20 protein-coding genes are annotated in these 20,289 nt (G+C 48.8%); 2 read left to right on the top strand and 18 right to left on the bottom strand.

Going from position 1 to position 20,289, the window contains the following annotated elements; all coding sequences use genetic code 11:
- Window positions 1-42: 42 nt before the first annotated feature.
- The 7 genes from ICC18_RS10010 to ICC18_RS10040 form a co-directional block, all read right to left on the bottom strand.
- Window positions 43-2,148, bottom strand: coding sequence for a COG1470 family protein (locus ICC18_RS10010; protein ID WP_188174256.1), 2,106 nt, complete (start codon window positions 2,146-2,148; stop codon window positions 43-45).
- Between the two features lie 23 nt (window positions 2,149-2,171).
- Window positions 2,172-3,350 (bottom strand): ABC transporter permease, encoded by a 1,179-nt coding sequence (locus ICC18_RS10015; protein ID WP_188174257.1) that lies wholly within the window; start codon window positions 3,348-3,350, stop codon window positions 2,172-2,174.
- The gene (locus ICC18_RS10020; RefSeq protein ID WP_312029509.1) at window positions 3,347-4,063 is read right to left on the bottom strand and encodes an ABC transporter ATP-binding protein; all 717 of its coding nucleotides are present in this window, start codon (window positions 4,061-4,063) and stop codon (window positions 3,347-3,349) included. Before ICC18_RS10020 ends, ICC18_RS10015 begins: the two co-directional genes overlap by 4 nt.
- Before the next feature lie 27 nt (window positions 4,064-4,090).
- Complete coding sequence (locus ICC18_RS10025; protein WP_188174258.1) at window positions 4,091-5,812, bottom strand: efflux RND transporter periplasmic adaptor subunit; 1,722 nt, start codon at window positions 5,810-5,812, stop codon at window positions 4,091-4,093.
- 176 nt (window positions 5,813-5,988) lie between these two features.
- On the bottom strand, window positions 5,989-7,443 hold the full coding sequence (locus ICC18_RS10030; RefSeq protein WP_188174259.1) for a sensor histidine kinase: 1,455 nt from the start codon (window positions 7,441-7,443) through the stop codon (window positions 5,989-5,991).
- Window positions 7,436-8,167 (bottom strand): response regulator transcription factor, encoded by a 732-nt coding sequence (locus tag ICC18_RS10035; protein ID WP_188174260.1) that lies wholly within the window; start codon window positions 8,165-8,167, stop codon window positions 7,436-7,438. Before ICC18_RS10035 ends, ICC18_RS10030 begins: the two co-directional genes overlap by 8 nt.
- Complete coding sequence (locus ICC18_RS10040) at window positions 8,164-8,700, bottom strand: DUF309 domain-containing protein (RefSeq protein WP_312029510.1); 537 nt, start codon at window positions 8,698-8,700, stop codon at window positions 8,164-8,166. The genes ICC18_RS10035 and ICC18_RS10040 overlap by 4 nt, the downstream gene beginning before the upstream one ends.
- A 169-nt stretch (window positions 8,701-8,869) precedes the next feature.
- Between ICC18_RS10040 and ICC18_RS10045 the strand changes: the two genes are divergently transcribed.
- On the top strand, window positions 8,870-10,801 hold the full coding sequence (locus ICC18_RS10045; protein WP_223192464.1) for a glycosyl hydrolase family 18 protein: 1,932 nt from the start codon (window positions 8,870-8,872) through the stop codon (window positions 10,799-10,801).
- 25 nt (window positions 10,802-10,826) lie between these two features.
- Here the strand turns inward: ICC18_RS10045 and ICC18_RS10050 are convergent, their stop codons facing one another.
- Window positions 10,827-11,042, bottom strand: a complete 216-nt coding sequence (locus tag ICC18_RS10050) for a zinc ribbon domain-containing protein (protein ID WP_188174261.1) — start codon at window positions 11,040-11,042, stop codon at window positions 10,827-10,829.
- Between the two features lie 157 nt (window positions 11,043-11,199).
- Here ICC18_RS10050 and ICC18_RS10055 point away from each other — a divergent pair, with 157 nt between their 5' ends.
- Window positions 11,200-11,358: a DUF1540 domain-containing protein gene (locus ICC18_RS10055; RefSeq protein WP_188174262.1), complete on the top strand. Its 159-nt coding sequence runs from the start codon at window positions 11,200-11,202 to the stop codon at window positions 11,356-11,358.
- A gap of 91 nt (window positions 11,359-11,449) precedes the next feature.
- Here the strand turns inward: ICC18_RS10055 and ICC18_RS10060 are convergent, their stop codons facing one another.
- The 10 genes from ICC18_RS10060 to ICC18_RS10105 form a co-directional block, all read right to left on the bottom strand.
- A complete protein-coding gene (locus ICC18_RS10060) occupies window positions 11,450-13,348 on the bottom strand; it encodes a thioredoxin domain-containing protein (RefSeq protein WP_188174263.1) in 1,899 nt (632 codons plus the stop codon).
- A gap of 35 nt (window positions 13,349-13,383) precedes the next feature.
- The gene (locus ICC18_RS34290; protein WP_188174264.1) at window positions 13,384-13,545 is read right to left on the bottom strand and encodes a DUF255 domain-containing protein; all 162 of its coding nucleotides are present in this window, start codon (window positions 13,543-13,545) and stop codon (window positions 13,384-13,386) included.
- A gap of 157 nt (window positions 13,546-13,702) precedes the next feature.
- On the bottom strand, window positions 13,703-14,281 hold the full coding sequence (locus ICC18_RS10070) for an NADPH-dependent FMN reductase (protein ID WP_188174265.1): 579 nt from the start codon (window positions 14,279-14,281) through the stop codon (window positions 13,703-13,705).
- 19 nt (window positions 14,282-14,300) lie between these two features.
- Window positions 14,301-15,053 (bottom strand): SDR family NAD(P)-dependent oxidoreductase, encoded by a 753-nt coding sequence (locus ICC18_RS10075; RefSeq protein WP_188174266.1) that lies wholly within the window; start codon window positions 15,051-15,053, stop codon window positions 14,301-14,303.
- Window positions 15,054-15,154: 101 nt separating this feature from the next.
- Complete coding sequence (locus tag ICC18_RS10080; protein ID WP_188174267.1) at window positions 15,155-15,739, bottom strand: TetR/AcrR family transcriptional regulator; 585 nt, start codon at window positions 15,737-15,739, stop codon at window positions 15,155-15,157.
- A gap of 253 nt (window positions 15,740-15,992) precedes the next feature.
- On the bottom strand, window positions 15,993-16,628 hold the full coding sequence (locus ICC18_RS10085; RefSeq protein WP_188174268.1) for a hypothetical protein: 636 nt from the start codon (window positions 16,626-16,628) through the stop codon (window positions 15,993-15,995).
- A 485-nt stretch (window positions 16,629-17,113) separates the two neighbouring features.
- Window positions 17,114-17,557 carry a DUF488 domain-containing protein gene (locus tag ICC18_RS10090; RefSeq protein WP_188174269.1) on the bottom strand — a complete coding sequence of 148 codons (444 nt, stop codon included), beginning with the start codon at window positions 17,555-17,557 and terminating at the stop codon, window positions 17,114-17,116.
- A gap of 54 nt (window positions 17,558-17,611) precedes the next feature.
- Window positions 17,612-18,316 carry a DUF5131 family protein gene (locus tag ICC18_RS10095; protein ID WP_188174270.1) on the bottom strand — a complete coding sequence of 235 codons (705 nt, stop codon included), beginning with the start codon at window positions 18,314-18,316 and terminating at the stop codon, window positions 17,612-17,614.
- A gap of 279 nt (window positions 18,317-18,595) precedes the next feature.
- Complete coding sequence (locus ICC18_RS10100; RefSeq protein WP_188174271.1) at window positions 18,596-19,099, bottom strand: DinB family protein; 504 nt, start codon at window positions 19,097-19,099, stop codon at window positions 18,596-18,598.
- A gap of 109 nt (window positions 19,100-19,208) precedes the next feature.
- The gene (locus tag ICC18_RS10105; protein WP_223192465.1) at window positions 19,209-20,144 is read right to left on the bottom strand and encodes a helix-turn-helix transcriptional regulator; all 936 of its coding nucleotides are present in this window, start codon (window positions 20,142-20,144) and stop codon (window positions 19,209-19,211) included.
- Between the last annotated feature and the right edge of the window lie 145 nt (window positions 20,145-20,289).

Below are 20,289 nucleotides of genomic sequence, written 5' to 3' on the forward strand. Positions count from 1 at the left end.
TTTACAGTTTCGGCTGTAAATGGACGGGGATTTCTTTTTTTCCTACATCTTTAATGTTTTGACCAAGCGCTTCGCATCCCCGTTAGGCGTGGACACGACTTCATATAAGTTAATGCTGACATCGTCATTCAGTTGTTCGTTCTTGATGTTGCCGAAATCGATAAATTGAACGCCGGACATGATCTTCTGTTGTCCCGTGAAATTCATCGTTTGCGAGCTAAGCATGCGTCCTTCGGCATCGACCACCTCGAAGGCTAGCTTTGAGAAATTCGTATCCGTAATGACTTGCTCGGTTCTCGACACATCCAGATCCAAGCGCAAGCGGTATGCATAGGATGAATCTTTGTTGTAAGTAGCGCTGACCGAATAATCCTTCACATTCATGTTGAACGGATATAAGGAGACTGCACCTTCCGTCGGGAGGCTTTGTACCGCCGTTTGGTAAGAACCAATCGCCATCCGGTTCGCATCGTACAGATTTAGAGCTAACTGATCTCCCTTCTCATTGGATGGCAGCATGTACGAGTAGTTCAATACATAGCTCGTATTTGGCGCAATTTCCTTAGCAACAGAAGATTGCCGCACGCCGGAGTAGGTATAGCCTTTGGCGCTGGTAAGATCGGTTTGGAACTCAGGAATCGTCAGGGACGATGTTCCTTTATTCGTCAGCTTGTATTTCGCGATGACCGTTTTGTAGCCAAAATCGGAGTTCTCGCTCATCCCCATCTCCACAAGGGAGACGTCAATGTTGGAGTCAATGAGACTGCTCGAAAGCAGCGGGAACGGTTTGCCGATCGTATACGCTTGAGCTGCGGCGTAAGACGAGACCTCGCCGCCGCTGCCTGCTCCAGCAAGCGCAGTTATCAAGACAGGCAACGCGGATGTCTGCTTACTGCTCGCCGGCTCCGCCTGGCCGGAACCTTGCTGCGACGTACCCGAAGCCGCCTGCTTCTCCAGCACGACGAGCTGCAGCGAGTCGGTGTTCAAGCCGACAGGCAGTACGCCGGAGTAGCGGAACGTCGTCGACTCGTTCGGCGATAAGTAAGCCGTACGAACGGAGTTGTCTGTTGACGTAACGGCAACACCGCCGCGAAGTGCCTGAAACGATGCGGAGAGGTCAGGGATTGCCACGATGCCGTCGCTTTTATTCATAAGCGTAACGTTTGCTTGCAGATGCAGCCCGTCCGATTGCTTGCTTGCAGCCGCCCACGATGTAGAAATCGTAAGCCCGTTCAAATCCGCATTCGGATATTCGGCATGATCGCCGATCTTGCCGTTGATGAACGATGACGCCAAATTCAGCGAGCCCAGCACGGTCGTTTTGACTTTCCCTTTGGGCGAAAACAGTAAGGCCGATCTGCCCGCATCGAGCGCCTGCGGAACTGCAGCTTGCAGCGTTACTTTCACTGGCTGCTGCGGCAGTAAGGAAAGTCCAGCGCCCTTAACAAACTGGGCGCTATAAGTCAACCCTTTGCTATCCTGCAGGTTGTAATCCAATCCATCCGGCAGCTTCAAGGTCGCGCTGCTTAAATTTTCCAATATGAGATCCGTGAAAATGTTCCACGCACCATCTTTATACACCTTGTAACTGTTTCCCAACTGAGCGGTCACCAGCGCATCATCCGCATAAGTGGAATCAAGCTCTTGTAAATTCAGATCAGCTCGCTGAAGAACGGTTTGCCCCGACTCCATGGCCGCCTCCACCGACAGGGCCCCGATCTCACGCATGGAATTGTATTTCCACTCAAAAATGTCCACTTTCAGCTGACCGGGATTCAAATCCGCCGGAATTTCCGAAGTGAATTTAAACGTACCCGTCTCGTTCGGTTTCACGCGTGCGGCAGCTTTCTCGCTAAGTTTGGCCGTATAGGACACGCCGTTCGTATCGATCACTTTTACACCATATTGGTTAAAATCAACAGTAGACTTGCTGTTGTTATTAAGTTCTAATGAGAAACGTAAGGAGCCGTCCTCGGCGCCTGCGGATAGCGTTACTTTATCGAGTGTGAAGTAGACAGAATCGCTAAGGAATACACCCTCCTTCCCGGCAAAAGCGGATGTGGCCAGAGGTAAAGTCAGAAAGCCTGCCGCTGTCAGCAGCAAAGCCGAACGGTTGAGCAAACGTTTCATCTTTCGTGGATCGTTCATGATGGTGCCCTCCTCTTATCATTTTAATCAGAGCGTAAGGCGTCGATTGGACGCAACTTGGAAGCTTTGTTTGCCGGATATAAGCCGAAAATCACTCCGACCAGCACAGAGAATAAAAACGCATATAAGCTTATATCGAATGATAGCTTGGTCGTTTGTTTCGGGCTGAAATAAGGCAGGGCATAGGACAAACCGATTCCTAAGAGCAGCCCTATGAGTCCGCCCAAGCCGCTGATCACAACAGCTTCTACAAGAAACTGTAAAAGAATGTTCCTTCGCTTGGCGCCAATGGACTTGCGAATACCGATTTCACGTGTTCGTTCGCTGACCGTCACCAGCATTATATTCATTATCCCGACGCCCCCGACGAGCAGGGAAATCAAAGCTACCGCAACCAGCTGATTCGTGAGCGTATTTGTTGCTTCGGTTCGAGCTTTTAGCAGTTCATCCTGATTCGTTAATACAAAACCTGTATCGCTTTTGAACTTATAAGTCAAATATTGTTTCATTGTTTCTTGCGCTGTGTAAATATCATCTTTGGTCGGCGCCTCGACATAGGTCGTACGGATTTGTCCCAGTTTGAATTGTCTTCTCGCTGATTCCAGAGGTACAACAACCGAGTTGTCAATGGACGCGCCTCCAATGTTGGAGCCCTTCTCTTGCAACGTTCCAACCACGGTAAATACGACACCGTCAATGTTGATGTCTTCGCCAACCGGGTTCAATGTTCCGAAAAAGGTTTTAGCCGCTTCACTCCCTAACACGGCAACATTTGAACGAAATTCCAGATCAGCAGGCGCCAGATTGCGCCCTTTATCGATCTTTGCTTTTATAATGTTAAAATAGCGGTCGTTCGTACCGATGACGTTATATTTCTCTTGTGTCCGGTCATACTTGATGTTCGAGCCGTTTTTGGTCATGGTCGGGGCGATCGATTGAAATTCGGGAAAATTCTCGAAGTTCATCAATTCATCATAATTCAGCTGTGTGGCGCGTCCGTTTCCTGTCGCCGTAACAACCAGCAGGTTAGTTCCCATATTCTCATACTGCTTCGCAATTTGTTCAGACGTACCTTGCCCGATCGAGACAAGCGTCACGACGGAACTGACCCCAATAATGACTCCTAGCATGGTCAAAAAGGTACGAAGCGGGTTGGACACCACGGTACGCAGTGACATGCGGATCAATTCACCGAGTTTCATACGCTCACCTCTTGCTGCATGCCGGACTGAGCATCATTCCGATAATCGTCAATAATGACGCCGTCTCTGAGAGCAATGACACGTTTGGCGTTATTCGCAATATGATGGTCATGCGTAATCAGCACAATCGTATTACCCTGCTGATTAAGCTGCAGAATCAGCTCCAGTACTTCTTCGCCCGTCCGGGAATCGAGCGCTCCGGTAGGCTCGTCTGCCAAGATCAGCGATGGCGAGATCGCCAGTGCACGCGCGATTGCTACACGTTGCTGTTGTCCCCCGGACAGCTCGTTTGGTTTATGGTGACCGCGCTGTCCCATGCCCAGCATGGTTAACATCTCTTGAGCCCGTTCGCGTCGCTCCTTCTTCCCGATGCCTGCATAGATCATCGGCAGCTCAACGTTTTCCATCGCCGATAAGCGGGGCAGCAGGTTAAACTGCTGGAAAATGAACCCGATCTTCTGATTCCGCAGTTCGGCCAGCGCATTGTCGCTCATTTGCTCGGTCGCGACCCCATCAAGCTTGTAGCTGCCGGAGGTAGGCACATCAAGCAGGCCGATCGTATTCATCAGCGTGGATTTACCCGATCCACTCGGTCCGATGATCGCTACAAAATCACCGTCTTTCACGGTCAGCGAGATACTTTTCAAAATGCTTAGCTCTTCTTCCCCGCGTTTATACACTTTCGTAATATCTTTAAGCTCAATGATATTCACGCCGCAGCCACTCCTTTCCCGGCAGTCTTATCTGTTGCCACCAGTGTTACCGCCGGCACCGCCGCCGATCCTTACAGCTCCGCCGTTATTGACGCCACCGGCTCCACCTCCACCTGCGCCTCCCTGGAAGCCGCCGGCGCCGCCTGCACCGCCGTTTTGCTGGAATTGCTGTCTCAAGCGGTTAATTTCATCCTGACTTAAGTTTTGCTGCCGTCTTGCAGCAGGCAGGACGACTTTATCGCCCTCTTTTAAGCCTTCTGTAATTTCAATTTGCGTTTTGGAACGTATGCCGATTTTAATTTCGTGCTGATTTTCAATCGTGCCGTCCGGGTTTTTCAGTGTAACGTAGCGCTTACCTTGCTGCGATTGCAGCGCCTCAGGCGGAATGTAAACGACGTCTTTTTTATCTTGAATAAGAATTTCGCCCGTTGCGGTCATCCCGTATTTCAAAACATTGTCTTTGTTCTCCGTCGCGAGCACGACATCATAGAATGTCACGCCGTTCGTCGTCGTACCGACAGTGGAAACCTGAGTCACTTCCGCCGGGAAAATGCGTCCCGGTAGCGAGTCAACTTTGATTTCCGCCTTCATGCCGGTTTTGATATTCGGAAGATCCAGCTCATCGACTTGAACCGGAAGCTGCATGTTAGACAGACTGGCTACGGCGCCGAACTGCGTGCCGCTGTTCACTTTGCTGCCAACCCGATAGCTGCTTAGAATGTCGTTTTTCTTGTTCACGAAGTCTGTGGAAAAGACCCCGTCGAAAGGAGCAACGATTTTCAGCGCATCGACCTTATCCTTCGCCGCAGCTACCTTCAGCTTCTGACGTTCCAATGCGGACTGCTTGCTCAGAATATCATCGCCGAGTGTATCGTTCACTAATGTTCCGATCACGTCTCCCTGATGAACGATATTGCCTGTTTTAAATGGCAGTGTGGAGATGTTGCCCGCTGCGCCCGCAAGAATCGTCGTCACTTTTTGATATTGCAATGCGCCCTTACTCTGCGAATCAACAGAACGACCGCCGATCGTGACAGTGCCTTGCGCATTCGTCCCTGCATCCATCGAACTATCGTTGGCTAAAGTGACTTCAACGTCCAGCAGCTTGCCGCCTTTGCCATCTGTCCTCGGATCTTTGCTGATGCTCTGAATCTTACCGGTTTTTGTGATCATGAATCCGTCAAGCGTAAGATCAACAGGATCGCCCTTATGTAGCTGAGAAGCATCTTCGAAGTAAAACGGCAACGTTACAGTTAATGTGTTCAAATCTGAAATCGTCGCCAGCTTCGTTGATTTATTCACTGACGATCCTAAATCGATATTGTTCGCATATGTAATTTTGCCGGAAATCGGCGCTTTGACCTGCATACTGCCCTGTTGCTCCTGCAGATCGCTTAGATCCTTTTGCAGCTGCTCATAACTGAGCTCAGCATCTTGAAGATCGCTTTCCAGGTTGGTACTTGTTAGCTCAATCAGTACATCGCCAGCTTTGACAGCCTGATTACGTGTCAAATTGATGGACTTGATATTGCCATCCACCGGTGCCGAAACAATTTGCGTATCCTTCGGCTCAAATTGCGCCGTGCCGGAGACGGAGAATCGGATGTTCCCCTTTTTGGCATCGACCGTTACCTCTTTCGTTTGCGCCCCCTTCGTTTTCTTGCCTTGCGCCAAATAGGCATAAGTGCCTCCGGCACAGACGCAGACTGCAATCACTGCAATGAACCACTTGCTGCGATACCATTTCATTCAGAGAGTTCCTCCTTAAGCTTTCCGTAAGGAAAGCTTGCATCGTAAGCGTAATCATAAAGTTTTGCTTTAGTCCCCCAAAAGTGAAGGCAACAAAAAAATCCTGTCCAACAGCAACAGGATAAGTGATATTCATGAAAAATGTTTGCTTTAGTTGTAAAAAAATTGTAAACGTTTTATTTTAACCGAGGGAATCCGACACGAAATTCAGTCCCTTCACCAAGCCGACTCCTGGCCGACACGATACCGTTCATCCCGCTCACCAAATGCTTAACGATCGTTAGACCTAGTCCCGTTCCCGTCGTGCCGTCGGATCGTGGGCTTCTGGCCTCATCAGCTTTATAGAACCGATCCCAGATCCGCTCCAATTCCGTTTCCGACATTCCGGTCCCGGTGTCACGGACATAGAGAGCAACTTCCTCATCCGTTTGCTCGAGCGCTACAATTAATGTGCCGTCTTCGGAGGTAAACTTGAGAGCGTTGTATATTAAATTTTGAACAATTTGCGCAAAACGGTCAGGATCCAGATACGCACGCGCCGGCTCATGTTCAGGCGGGGGCATAACGACGTGCAGATGGATGTTTTTCTCGGCAATCGGCGGCTTCAATAGCTCGAGCGTCTCTTCCAGTTTCTCACCGACCGCCAGCGGTCTCATGCGGAATACATCGACGCCATTTTGGATGCTTGCCAAGTCGAGCAGATCGCTGACCAGCCTTTGGAGCCTCTGAACTTCTTGGTCACAAATGCGCAAATAGTGCGAGTATTTATCCTCCGGAATGACTTTATCGTTCATCGCGACGATAAAACCGCGCAGTGTCGTTAACGGCGAACGAAGCTCATGGGATACATTCGTTAAAAATTCTTGCCTCGTTCCTTCCCACTCCTCTAGCTGCTCCACCATAAAGTTGAAGCTGGCCGCCAGTTGACCCACTTCATCGTTCGATGTTACCGGTACGCGAGTGGTAAAATCTCCCCCGGCCAGCTCCAGCGCCGCACGGTTCATCTGGTGCAGCGGTCCTGCCAGCTTGCGGGAAATAATGAACAGGATGATGCCCACCGCCAGGAGCGAGAACAACAGAGGTACGAGAATGTTGAACCTAACCGCAGAAATCGCTTCGCTAATATCGCCTGCCGGGAAATATAACATAACGACAATCGGTTGTCCGTTCAGTTCGTAAGGCGCGTAATGGGTGAAGAGGTTAATCGTTCGTTGATCAGGAGTCGTGAAACTAACCATCCCGTAGCCGGAACGGCCGTGCATACCGTCGATAAACATCGCGTCCATCTGCTTAGGCAGCACTTTGCCCTCACTATCGGATGATCCATTCAAAATGTTGCCTTTTTCATCGACGAGCCATACTTGTCCGTTAATACTGCGCCCCAAGATCCGGATTGAAAACTTGAGCTCTCGCGTCGATATCGAGCCATCCTGAACGGAATTTAGCAACCGCGTCACTTCTATATAACGTTTATTCAGCAGCTCTTTTTTGTCCTTGTAAAAAAGATCGGTAAAATAGTAATTCCAAAATAGAAAAAGACCGGCGAAAAAAAGCACGCAAGTCGCCAAGAAAGATAAAAAAATCTTCAAATAGAGGCTTCGGTGCTTGAGTCCATTCCAAATATTAAACATGCTGAATGACCTCAAAGGAATAGCCGATCCCCCAAAGCGTCTGGATGTTCCACGATTCATGCTGCCCAAGCTTTTTGCGTAAGTTTTTCACATGCGCATCGACCGTACGCGTGCCACCGGTAAAATCAAAATTCCATACATAACCAAGCAAATCTTCGCGTGTAAAGACTCGTCCCGGATGACTGCACAAAAAGTACAGCAATTCGATTTCTTTAGGCGTAAGCTCGAGCCGTTTGCCATCCACCGTAACACGATATTGATCCATATCCACGATCAGATTGCCCACCTCAAGCCACTTGCCCTGCGGAAGCTGGGAGATACCTGGTGCATCCGGACGGAACTGGAAAGTACGTCGCAGGACAGCCTTCACTCTGGCGATGAGTTCATTGGGGTCAAACGGCTTGACCAAATAATCGTCTACGCCTGAATTAAACCCTCTGAGCTTATCGATCGACTCCCCTTTTGCCGTCAAGAAGATAATCGGGGTTTGATCAAAAGGCGGTTCCATGCGCCGGATGCTTTCACACAGCTCATACCCTGATATGTCCGGAAGCATGATGTCCAGCAGTACGAGATGCGGCCTCTCGCTTTGAATCGTTCGCAGCACCTCTTGTCCGCGCGGCAGTAGAATCGCTTCATAGTCCGAATGCTCCAAATACAGTCTAACGACTTCTGCAATATTCGGCTCATCGTCCACAACGAGTACTTTGCCTTCAGAGATCATGGGGTGCCACCTTTTTCCTTTCGTATCTGCTGCTGCCGCTCTCTTTCTTGAATAACGTCCGAACGATCCCGGAGCGTATGCTTATGAGTAAGAGCATCATCGTCTAACCGGCTCGGCGCCTGCCAGACTAGCCCTCGTTTCTCAGATTCATTCATGCACCATAGCTCCAGCTCCGAATCCGCCAAAGGCAAATTAAGATCTTCATAGATATGATCACTTTGCGGTATACGCGTCAACCGATCGGTTAATAGCTGCCGTAACTTGGCCGCATCAATGCCTAATGAAGCTAGATGTTCAGGTTCCGCATTTTTTAATGCGCTTTGGAGCATTTTGACGCTGCCTGCTCGATTGCCTCTCCGATCATGATATAAACCGACGGCGATTTGAATCAGAGCGACATACGTCTTGCTTCGCTCATCGCCAGGATGCTCTTTCCAGAACTCCTCCATCACTTCATGGCACTCAAAATAATCCCGCTCCGCATGAAAAAAAAGTAAATAATCCGTGTACGCTTCCGGATATCGCTTCATCATTCATTCTTTCCCCTCGCCTTGATGTAAGTAACAGTCTTACTTCCTTCCTATCATGTTACTCGAAATATATCCCGTCGTTCAACATCCGGAAATACAATGATTTTCCATCGCAACCAATCTACCAATTGATACGTCCAATTAAGTAGTTTAATAGAAAGAGGCGTGATATATGAAAATCGGGAAGTGGATGCTCGCAAGCACGCTGTTGTTCACGGTGGCGATCCCTCACCAGGTGCATGCAGCAAGCGGCACGGTAACATCGAGTGCAGCAACGGATAAAACAACGAAATACCGGGTTTACCAGTATAATCAGGTGCTCATGGAGTTTGCCAATTACAAGCAAGCTGAATCCTACGCCAAAGGCTTCACGAATAGTCACGTTGAAGAAATCGGCTCGCGCAAATGGCTGTGGAACAATTTTCCCCGTTACCAAGTCTTTCAGAAAGATACGTCGCTGCCGGAATGGCAGTTCGCCACCTTGGATGCGGCTATAGCCGAAGCGAAAAAATGGAGCTACGCCAGTGTCCGCGATCTGGGTTCGACAGGCTGGGTATGGAACAATTATCCGCGTTATCAGGTTTACCAGGATGACATCACGCTGGATACATGGAAATTCACGACGCTAAACGATGCGATCGCCGAAGCCAAAAAATGGGGCGGCGCTCATATCATCGACCTTAGCGATAACCGATGGATATGGGATAACATCCCTAATGCCGAAAAGAAATCTCTGCGTGATGGCGCAGCCGTTTATAAAGTGTTTCAAGGCACCTTTTCCGCTGATAATTGGGAATTCGCCTATTTGGAAGACGCCATTATCGAAGCGCTGAAATGGAACGGCTCAACAATCATCAACATAAACACCAAAAACACCGTTTATAGCAATATTAAACCTTATAAGGTATATCAGAACGACACCTTTTTACAAGACTTCGTCTCCCTGGACGATGCCGCCGACTATGCAAGACTTTGGGGACATAGCTCCATCTTTATGGAGGGCCGCAAAATATGGAACAATTACGCTTCCTATCAGGTTTATCAGAACACAGCGCTGATCGGCGAATTTCAGTCGATTCCGGACGCCTTGAACTACAGTGTTCAATACAGCAATGCCTCTATTCAGACCCTGGATCATCGCTTGATTTGGGATAATTTCAAAAAGCTTCAGGTATGGGGCTGGAACGGAGTTTCCGGATCGGACACAATCAAAGCGCACGTGAACGGCACCATCGGGCTCGACGTCGATTCCCCGAGTTATTTTGAACTCGCGGATGCGGAAGGCAATCTGAAAGACAGCTCCAATCCAGACACAGTCACATGGCTGCAAAAGCAAGGCTACACCGTGTATCCGCTGGTGAGTAACCAATTCAATTCCAGCTTGACGACACAGTTCTTATCGAACGCCGCCGCTCAGGACAAATTCATTCAAGCTCTGGTCAATCGTTCTGTGCAGCTAGGCGTTCCCGGCATTAACGTCGATTTTGAAAGCTTGGCGGGGTCGGACCGCAATGCATTCACCGCTTTTATTTCGAAGTTGACGACCTACGCGCACGAGAAAAACTTAAAAATTTCCATCGACCTGCCCCGCGGGAGCGTCAAATGGAACCATCTCTCCGCTTTTGATCATGAGAAGCTCGGCGGTCTAGTCGATTACATCGTCATTATGGCCTACGATCAGCATTACAAAGGCAGCACCTCGCCGGGTTCCGTCGCCGGTATTCCATGGACTGATGGCGGCATTCAGGAGTTTCTCTCTTATGGAATCCCGCGGGATAAAATCATTCTCGGCATACCATATTATGTGAGAGAATGGAAACTTGACTCCAGCGGCAGCCTGCAAGGCAACCGCACTTTATTGCTGAAGGATATCCCTGCACTGATCGCTTCGAAAAAAACGACCCAAACGTGGGACAAAACATTCGAACAATACCGCGTGGAATATCAAGAAAATGGCTTTACTTATGTATTCTGGCTGGAAAATGAGGCAACCGTGAAGGCGCGTCTGGATTTGGCTAAAAAGTACGATCTTGCCGGGGTTGCCGCATGGCGACTAGGCTATGATCAACCGGACTTATGGAAAATGATTTTACAAAATAAATGATACGAAGACGGGGACTGCTCTGAGTTTAGAGCAGTCCCCATTCGTTAAACAACGTTTCGGTGCCGCAGTCCGCACAAAATTTGGCATCGGGCTTGTTGATTTTGGAGCAGCCTTTGTGAAGCGGCGTTTTTTTCTTGGTGCACCTATTTTTGAGTGGCGCTCCGCAAAGAATACAATATTTATCGTCTTTGTCTGCGACATATTTGCATCGGACGCAGGTCTGCAATTCATCATCCGCCATGACCAAACACTCCTTGAAGCTTCTATCCTTGCTTCAAGTATATGTTTCAGCCCCGTTCCGAGGTGCCGTCAAAGTATCAAAAACATTTCCTTCCATCCATATGTATAAAACCATGCCTTCTTCGTCCACCCTAGATAAGTAGAGGAGGTGATAGAACATGGCTAAGGATGTCCTTTGTGAAGTGAATTCCTGCAAATATTGGGCTGCCGGCAACAAATGCAACGCTACCTCGATTTATGTCGTGAGCCACCACGGCGGCAATCAAGCGCGTAATTCCGAAGAAACCGACTGCAAAACGTTTGAACCGAAAATCTAGAACACACCTTACAAGTTGATAAAAGAAGAGGCCACGGGGCCTCTTTTTTTATCGCCTCTAATTCTATTGTAACCAATAATGATAATTATTATCAGTGTTCAGTGAGGAGATTTTCAAGTTCCTCCAGGTACTGGGTTGGCGCTTGGCAGGCGAAATTCTGGCATACATAGGCCGTCGCCTTACCGCCAAGTGCAAGCTTATCAGCAGTGAGCGGAATGAGCTGGCGCACTTCTTCACCGGCCGTTCCCGGCGGGTGAAGAATGAGCAGCGCATTCGGTAAGAACTGCCGCTGCACCGTGCGCAGCATGTGCTGCGTCTCAGTCTGCGACGGGTCGCCGGCGATGACGATTTCGCTGGCTTCGCCATAAGCGAAATCGAGCGCGGCCAGCGTGAGCGCATGGCCCGTCGGGTACTGGCTAACAGCTCCGGCGAATGCCTGGAGCTGCTCATCGGCCACCTGCGACAGCTTCGCGTCGTAGGTTAGCCTCGACAGCCGCAGCAGGTTCAGCGCGGCAGCTGAGTTCCCCGACGGCATCGCGCCGTCGTAGATCTCCTTCGGGCGGGTAAGGAGCTGCTCGGCATCGCTGCCGTAGAAGAACAGCCCGCCCTTCTCTTCATCCCGGAACAGCCGCAGCATCTCTGCATTCAGCTGGACGGCTTCCCGAAGATAGCGCAGCTCAAAGGTCGCTTCGTAAAGCTCGATCAAGCCCCAAACAAGGAACGCGTAGTCATCCACGTATCCGAGAAACGCCGCCTCGCCGTCGCGGTAACGGGCGAGCAAACGTCCATCCTCCCTGCGCAGGTGCTGCAGGAGGAAATCCGCTGCTTTCGCGGCAGCTTCCGCGTAAACCGGTTTATCCAAGGCGCGCGCGGCCTTGGATAGGGCAACAATCATCAGACCGTTCCACGCGGTCAGAATCTTATCGTCCTTGCCCGGATGTATGCGCTTTTCGCGATGCTCGAACAGCTTGATGCGGGCAGCCTCCATGCGCTGCTTCAGCTCCTCGAGCGGGAGCTGCTTCCGCTTCGCAAACGACTCCATCGTCGTCTCAATCATATTCGGGATGCTGTGCCCCTCAAAATTACCCGACTCGGTAATATCAAACAACTCGGCGTACAAATCGCCTTCGTCTACCCCAAGAACGTCCTCCACTTCGTCCGGCGTCCATACATAGAACTTGCCTTCCTCGCCTTCGGAGTCGGCGTCCTCGGCCGAATAGAACCCGCCGCCCTCATCGGTCATATCCCTCAGCACATAAGTGATAATTTGCTCCGCGACTTCCGCATATTTAGCTTTGCCAGTTACTTGAAACGCTTCTATGTAGGTCATCGTCAGCAAAGCATTGTCATACAGCATCTTCTCAAAATGAGGAACAAGCCACTTCTCATCCACGGAATATCGGGCGAAACCGTAGCCGATATGGTCGTACATCCCGCCGCGATGCATGGCGTCGAGCGTTTTTTCAACCATCTCAAGCGCGCGTGCATTGCCGGTCTTCTTGTGGTAACGCAGCAGAAATGAAAGATTATGCGATGTCGGGAATTTCGGCTGCGTACCGAATCCGCCATACTCGGGGTCAAACGTGCTCTCGTATTGTTTGAAAGCATCATGAATCGTCTGCTCGGACACCTCGCCGCCTGTCCAATGCTCCAGCATGCGCTTGGACGTCTCTTCGATGATCTGGTCGCCAACCTCGCGGATGCGATCGGCGTCTTCCTTCCATTTCCCGGCAATCTGCGCGAGAATTTCGACCATGCCCGCACGATTGTACTTCCGGCTGCGCGGGAAATACATGCCGGCGAAGAACGGCTTCTTCTCCGGCGTCAAGAATACCGTCAACGGCCATCCGCCGTGACCGGTCATCGCCTGGCAGACCGCCATGTAGATGTGGTCGATATCCGGCCGCTCCTCACGGTCCACTTTGATGGAGATGAAATCTTTGTTAAGCATGGCGGCGACGGTCTCGTCTTCGAATGATTCATGCGCCATGACGTGGCACCAATGGCAAGTCGTTCTAAGCCTAACTACGAATACCCAATAGATAAGAAGACAGGTTTATTTTCCTGTTTAGCTTTTTCAAAAGCTTCTTCAGACCAAGCGTACCAATCAACCGGATTGTATGCGTGTTGAAGCAAATACGGCGACTTTTCCTTGGCTAACCTATTGGGTTTATTGTTCGTTGACATTTGGGCACCACCACCTTGTTTTATGTATATTTTTGTATATTTCGAGCTTAACATACCCTGCAACAAAAAGAAAAACCCACATCAACTTGACATGAGTTTTGATTATGAGCTTAATAAACCATTGCGGCCAATATAGATGCCGATTTAGCCATAAATCTTATTTTTCGTTGACCCGTTTTTTGGCGACGACTTGATTCGTCAGTTCTTCTACCGCCGTCTTAAGTAATGTTATCGTCGATTCATCCGTCACATTGCCATTCGCATCTATCTTCGTAGAAGAATAGTTAATGTAAACCTCCGGCCTACTAATCGGCGCCGCGTTACATCCAAACAAAACGTCTCTGAGATGCATATGGCTTCGAACCGGTCCGAACATCCCTCGACTAGCTCCAATAATGGCAACGGGTTTCTCGTTCAGAGGGAAGTCGAATGTCGGTCTTGATCCCCACTCGAGCGCGTTTTTTAATATACCGGGAAGTGAATAATTGTACTCCGGAGTGCTGATTAGCAAACCGTCCGCACTTTTGACCAACTCTACAAAATGGACGACCGATTCCGGCAGATTGGCCTCTAGATCCTGATTATAGAATGGTAACATAGTGATATCGGCTTCCATGTAACTTACATTCCGGGAAAAATAAGTCGCCGCTGTTTGCAGAATTGCTCTATTGTACGAACCGGCTCTCGTGCTGCCGCATAATCCGATGATTCGAATTCCTTGTCCCTTTTTTTCCATTCCGGATCCCCCTTCCAAGTTATTTCCCGCCCGTAACGCGTATCATTTCGCCGTTGACGAAAGAGTTTGCGGCCGAACCGAGAAATGCAATCAACGCAGCAACATCGTCTGGCGTTCCAAGTCGACGCGCGGGGAGAGATGAGGCGAACTTCTCCAGCATATCGGGAGGGAAAGATTCCAAATTTCGTTCAGTTAGCGTTAAACCGGGCATGACAACATTGGAGAATATCCCCTCGCTCGCAAGTTCAACTGCAAGAGCTCTGCTGAATCCGTGCAATCCGGCCTTCGCCGTCATATAGGAAGATGCGCCGGCCATTCCGTCTTCCGCGATCTCCGACGAGACATGCACGATACGTCCCCATTGACCGCCTTTCATGAACGGCAGAACCGATTTGGTGACCAGATAGGTCGCTTTCAGATTATGGTCGATCATCCGATACCAATCCTCCGGGTCCCCTTCCTCAACACGAACGGGTCGCCGCTCGCCGGTCACCGCATTATTGACAAGAACGGATATCGATCCATATTTCTCGCTTATTCCCGCAATTGCCTCGTGGATGGAGGCTGCTCTGGTTAGATCCATTTGCACGGCTTCAGCTAAACCGCCCCGTTCACGAATTTCCTTTACAACCTCTGATGAAGCAAAAGAATCGTTCGCATAAGTGAGCACGACGCTGGCTCCTTCCGCTCCATACCTAAGAACGGTGGCCTTGCCAATTCCTTTTGAACCGCCGGTCACCAATACAACTTTGCCATATAATCCAAGATCCATATCTCTTCCTCCTAAAACATAAGTAGACCAGTCAATATAATTTTGCGAGAAAAGAAACCAACAACATACCGACGTTTGCCGACTATTGCTGGCATTCAGGGTCAAACTTGTTTGCGTGCTTGCTCAATCAACTGCTTCAATTCTTCCGCAATGAATAGCATCGGCTCAGAGCTTCGATACGTGCGGCATAGTACGACCGCACCTTCAATTGAGGCCGTTATAAGCGTTGCGATCCGAGTCGCTTTGTCGGACATCATTCCATGCTCGATGAGCATGCTTTCGTAAGCGGATCGCCAAGCCATATAAATCTCGCCGCATACTTTTCGGAGTCTCTCGCTGATATGTGCGGTCTCGAGGGCAACGGAGGCAATTGAACCCGCTTTAATAAAATCGGAGTGCTCGAATTTACTGGCCACATATGTAATGATAGCGTATATGGCTTCAGCCGGGTCTGTCGTATTCGCTAGCGCTTTTCGAATTTGTTCGGTTACCGCCTGCCCATGAATGGCAACCGATTCTGCGACGAGCTCCTCTTTCCCGTTTGGAAAATAGTAGTACAACGATCCCTTGGGCGCTCCTCCCTCCTTTATGATTTGATTCAAGCCTGTGGCGTGATAGCCCTGAAGCTCAACCAGATGGGAAGTTGCTTGAATCAAGCGCTCGCGGGCCGACATTGTTCGTTCCATTGTTAAGTTCCCTTCCGAATTATAACGATTGGTCTATATATAGATTATTCGTAATTTCCATTGATGTCAATATCCGCTACTGATTACCCTTGCTTCACATCGCTACAGCGATGTGCCCCTACCAGTTGAGCTAATGCCCCTCAATTCATATCATATGATGCCTGACACCAATTCGCGTGTTGTCATGTCAATAACTTCCATTCGCAATTTTAATTTTTGGAATATATCATTATACCCTCGATAACTTACAAGATTAACTCGCGCTTGTGTCGGGCACTTCATTTTTCCGAACCAAATGGACAAATGCTTGTCCAATTAGTAAAACCAATACATTTGTCACTGTCAAATACACGAAATGCCAATAGGTTCGGACCTGCATAATATGCATCTTGAATAAAACAAGATCTATGGTTAAGAACCCTGCGATTGCAGCCGCTTTCCAAAACCATCGTGCACGAACCATGATAAGGATGGTAAGTAAGATGGCAACGTACAAAGTCATTGGTATACGCAGCATGAAGGCTGGCACCCCCAGCGCTTCTACCCACTTAATGGTAACTTTGCCGCTAGCAAAATACTGGAATATGATAATCGACATCTGACCTCTTGAAAAGAACAATATGGCAAGCAATGTGAAGAATGAAAGGACTCGTTCGTGACGACAGTTCAACCGGCGAAACCATGCTTTTGAAAAAGGGAAAAATACCAGAAGACCGATGGATGTATAAAGCGTTTTCCACCAGATTTGGTGGTAAATACCCAACTTCACAAATAGCATCTCAATTACTGCAAAAATACCGGTTATCACAACGATCCATCCCCATCCGAGTTCAAAAACAGCGATAAGGACCGCTGAAGAAGGTAGGGAGAATAAATCGGAAACGGTCATACCTAAAAGACAGTCACCCACTTTATCTTGGATGAGTCCCGGTTAAAACAGCGGGAACATCATCATTTTTCTTGATTTTATGTAGGTAATGACGGTTAATATTATGCTAATCAAGACAACGGCAAGGTACCCATACATACCTGACATGGTATTCCCTTCTTCCTAATAATCATTAGTTCTATGCTTTCCACGATTTGGCGTGTTTAGTCACGACTTCCGAACTTGGGAGTCATATACGTGTTTTATGTTTTGTTTGCTAGATTTTGTTCTAATTACTCCTTGCCACCAATGATATGTGGAATTTTATTCCATTATCTAAGAATACCCGATAGATACCCTACACCATAAGAAAAACCCACGTCAAATGTGACATGAGTTCTGGTATTGAACTTGATAACCCATTTCTGACGATATAGACGCCGTGTTCCTCCGCTATCGCTCCTTCCGTGTGGGACTGAACAAGCGCCGTGGAAAAGGTGACTCACCTAAACCAAGTGAACTACTCGAATATCCTTCTTATGCTGATTCAGATACTCTGCTAGCAATCTTCTGTGGCAGTGATGCGGCTTATCCTCGCTACACAAAAAGCAGTTTACTTCATCAGCTAATACATCATCTATGCGATTTTCGATTTTTCTATTTGCAAGCAAGTCCATATATCGCTTCTCGTACTCCTCCCAAGTCATCTGCTTCTTTTTATAGGCGTTAAGGATGTCTTCAGTCGGTGCCAGCGATAAATCATGATAATAAGAGATTCCAACAAGCTTCATGACATATTCAAGATCGCCTTTTTTTGCATAACCGGACAATTGAGATGTATTATTTAGACGTGTGTCAATGAGATGCGTAACGCCAGCACCCTTCAAAAGTTCAACAAACTGCTGCAGACTTTTTTTAGCAAAACCAATTGTACAGACGTCTTGTTTCATTACTGATCTCCTAAACCCATATTTAATAGGCTCGAACCTCTTCACCGCAACTATTCATTCTGGAAACTCATTCCATTCCCGACCATCGAGCAGCCTTCCATTTCTGTGCTTCATCACACCGCCCCACTGCTTAAAAAAGAACGGAATCTCTGCGACTTGACATTGATTTAATAATAATCGAACCCAGCTTGCATCTATTGGTCTGGCACCCGGTCCAGATTCTCCCCCTGCAATTACCCAATGAATATCTTGAAGGTTTACATTTTCTAATGGACCAATTAGCGGCTCACATGATAAAAATCGTACTCTTGATGGTACTTGTCTGAGTACATCAATTCTGTTAATAACACGTGAGTCTTCGACACTTGTTCCTAACCATATGTTGTCTGTCCAAATAAATTGGTTTGCCAAACGAGCAGCTCTTTCCGGTCGCTTCGTCAGAATCTGATAAGTGTGCATTGGGGTCTTATTCATGACATCAAATACTTTTTCAATAAATTGCTCAGACATTGCTTCGTGGAATAAGTCTGACATTGAATTAACAAAAACCTTTTTAGGTCGTTTCCAAGTAAACGGTAAATCAAGCGCTTCGGGATGTTCTTGTGGTTCAAAGCCATTAACGTACCTCGGATTTCCCATCGCTTGTAATCTCTTTGCCATTCGTTCAGCATAACAATTCTTGCATCCTGCACTAACCTTACTGCAACCAGTTGTAGGATTCCATGTCATGTCCGTCCATTCAATTTTTGTTTCGGACATTTTGTCGCCTCCTTAGATTCTCAACTAAAAGAGAGATAACTGTGTCCAGCCCTATAGGATTCTATCAATTCAAATCAAAGCCAGTTGCATAGATTAATAGTTTGCGCAAAATGGGTCGAGATAGGAAGCATTCTTTGCCGCGGAGCCTGAATATGCTTATCTATGGCAAAAAAACCTCCATCGCCACCGGATCGTCCAACAGAAGATGAAGGTTTTTATAGAAATTTTTGTATAGAATTACACTCTTAAATGAGCAACTCAACCTCTAGCTGATGATCATCAAACAACGGGAGCTTCCATCCCCATTGCGGCCCATTCTTCTTTGGCAGGACCAAATATCCCGGGTATCGTTAAGCCGGCTTGCCGCATCAAGACCGTCATTTGACCGCGATGGTGAACCTCATGCATCAGAAAAGCGCTTAATGTAAACCCGTTTTTCCAAGGTTCCCCAAACAGGTTAACCTCCAGCTGCAAGGTTTCATCCGTCCATTGGGTACGGATCGCCTCCAGCATGGATTGAACGGCTGTCCGGTAGGTTGCGGCGATTTCGGCGGCCGATGCAGGCGGCTCGGAATATGCATAAGGTGCATCGAACTGCAGCCCTGTGCGGTGAAGCATATCTGGAACCGTGGTCACGGTATGCCAGGCCAGTCTTCCGAGCGTCCGGTAACCGGGCAACACCTCCTGTTCTAAAGATGCGTCGGTCAAGAGGTCCAGCAGCTTCTGCGTGCCCTCCGCTTCGTAAGTGTACTCGTCTATAAAACTTTGCAACGATGTGTACATAATGATAGCCTCCTTGTCGTTTTTATCAGGCCTGGGATCTGCCCGGCAGATTTAGTATGAACGAGGTCCACTGACAGCGTATTGTCAGCAGAATTTGCCGAATTGAAAATTACTTGTACAATTCAGCAACCCGACTGGCTTGGCCGCTGATTTCATCGGCGAGAGACTTCGGCTCCAGCACGCGCAGATCCGGCCCGTAACTAAGCAGCATTCCGTAGAGCCAATTATCTTCCGGAAACTCTGACCTGACCAGCAGCGATCCGTCCTCCTCCACCGTCATTTGCTCCGGGCCAAAGAACTCTTCAACCCGCACTCTAACTCTCGGATGAAAACAAAGTACCATCGTTATGTATGACCGCGTGTCCCGCTGCCCCCATCTGGCATCCAGATCTTCCAGACGCTCCTTCCGCCGTGGGAATACTTCCATATCGACACGGAGCTTCCGGATGCGGGACAACTTGAATGTCCGGCAATCCTTTCTTAGCCGGCAGTAGGCGTATAAGTACCACGCGCTTCCTTTCCAGGCAAGCCCTATCGGCTCAACGGCCCTCTCCCCCATATCTCCTTCGGGATTGGAGTATGTAAGCCAAACGACGTTCCTGTTCCTGGCAGCCAGCCGAAGCTCGGCCAGCTTGTCCTTGTCCGCCTCCACCCTCGTCCAAGGGCTCAAACCTATAATCAGCTGCTCCCCCGCTTCTTCCATTCGATGCTGCTCGTTTTTGGCAATCAGCGCGCTGATCTTGGCCAGCAGATGATCCATTTGCCCATCCTGCAGGGTCGACTGCATGCCTTTTAGGGCCGTTACTAAAGACGACAGGTCATCGAGGGTAACGATCTGTCTTTCTATGCGATATTCGTCCATAATCTCGTAGCCGCCGTCCACCCCCGCAAAAGATGCAATGGGGATATCCGCGGCATTGATCGCCTCGATATCCCTGTAAATCGTGCGCAGCGAGACCTCAAACCGCTCGGCCAGTTCTTGGGCTCCCACTCTCTTGCGGCTGAGCAGAAGCATGGTGATACCTAGCAATCGTTGGAGCTTCAATGATAGGGACCTCCCAGGATAAGTCTTTTACATTATTTTACCAAACGCATCCTGCTGCATAAAGATTTCTTTCTGCTTATCGAAGCTTCGGCCGAGTACATGAACAACACAAAAAAGCCTCCCATATCGCGCGTCGTTTGCTAAC

Source organism: Paenibacillus sedimenti (assembly GCF_014534655.1).
Classification (GTDB): Bacteria; Bacillota; Bacilli; order Paenibacillales; family NBRC-103111; genus Paenibacillus_E; species Paenibacillus_E sedimenti.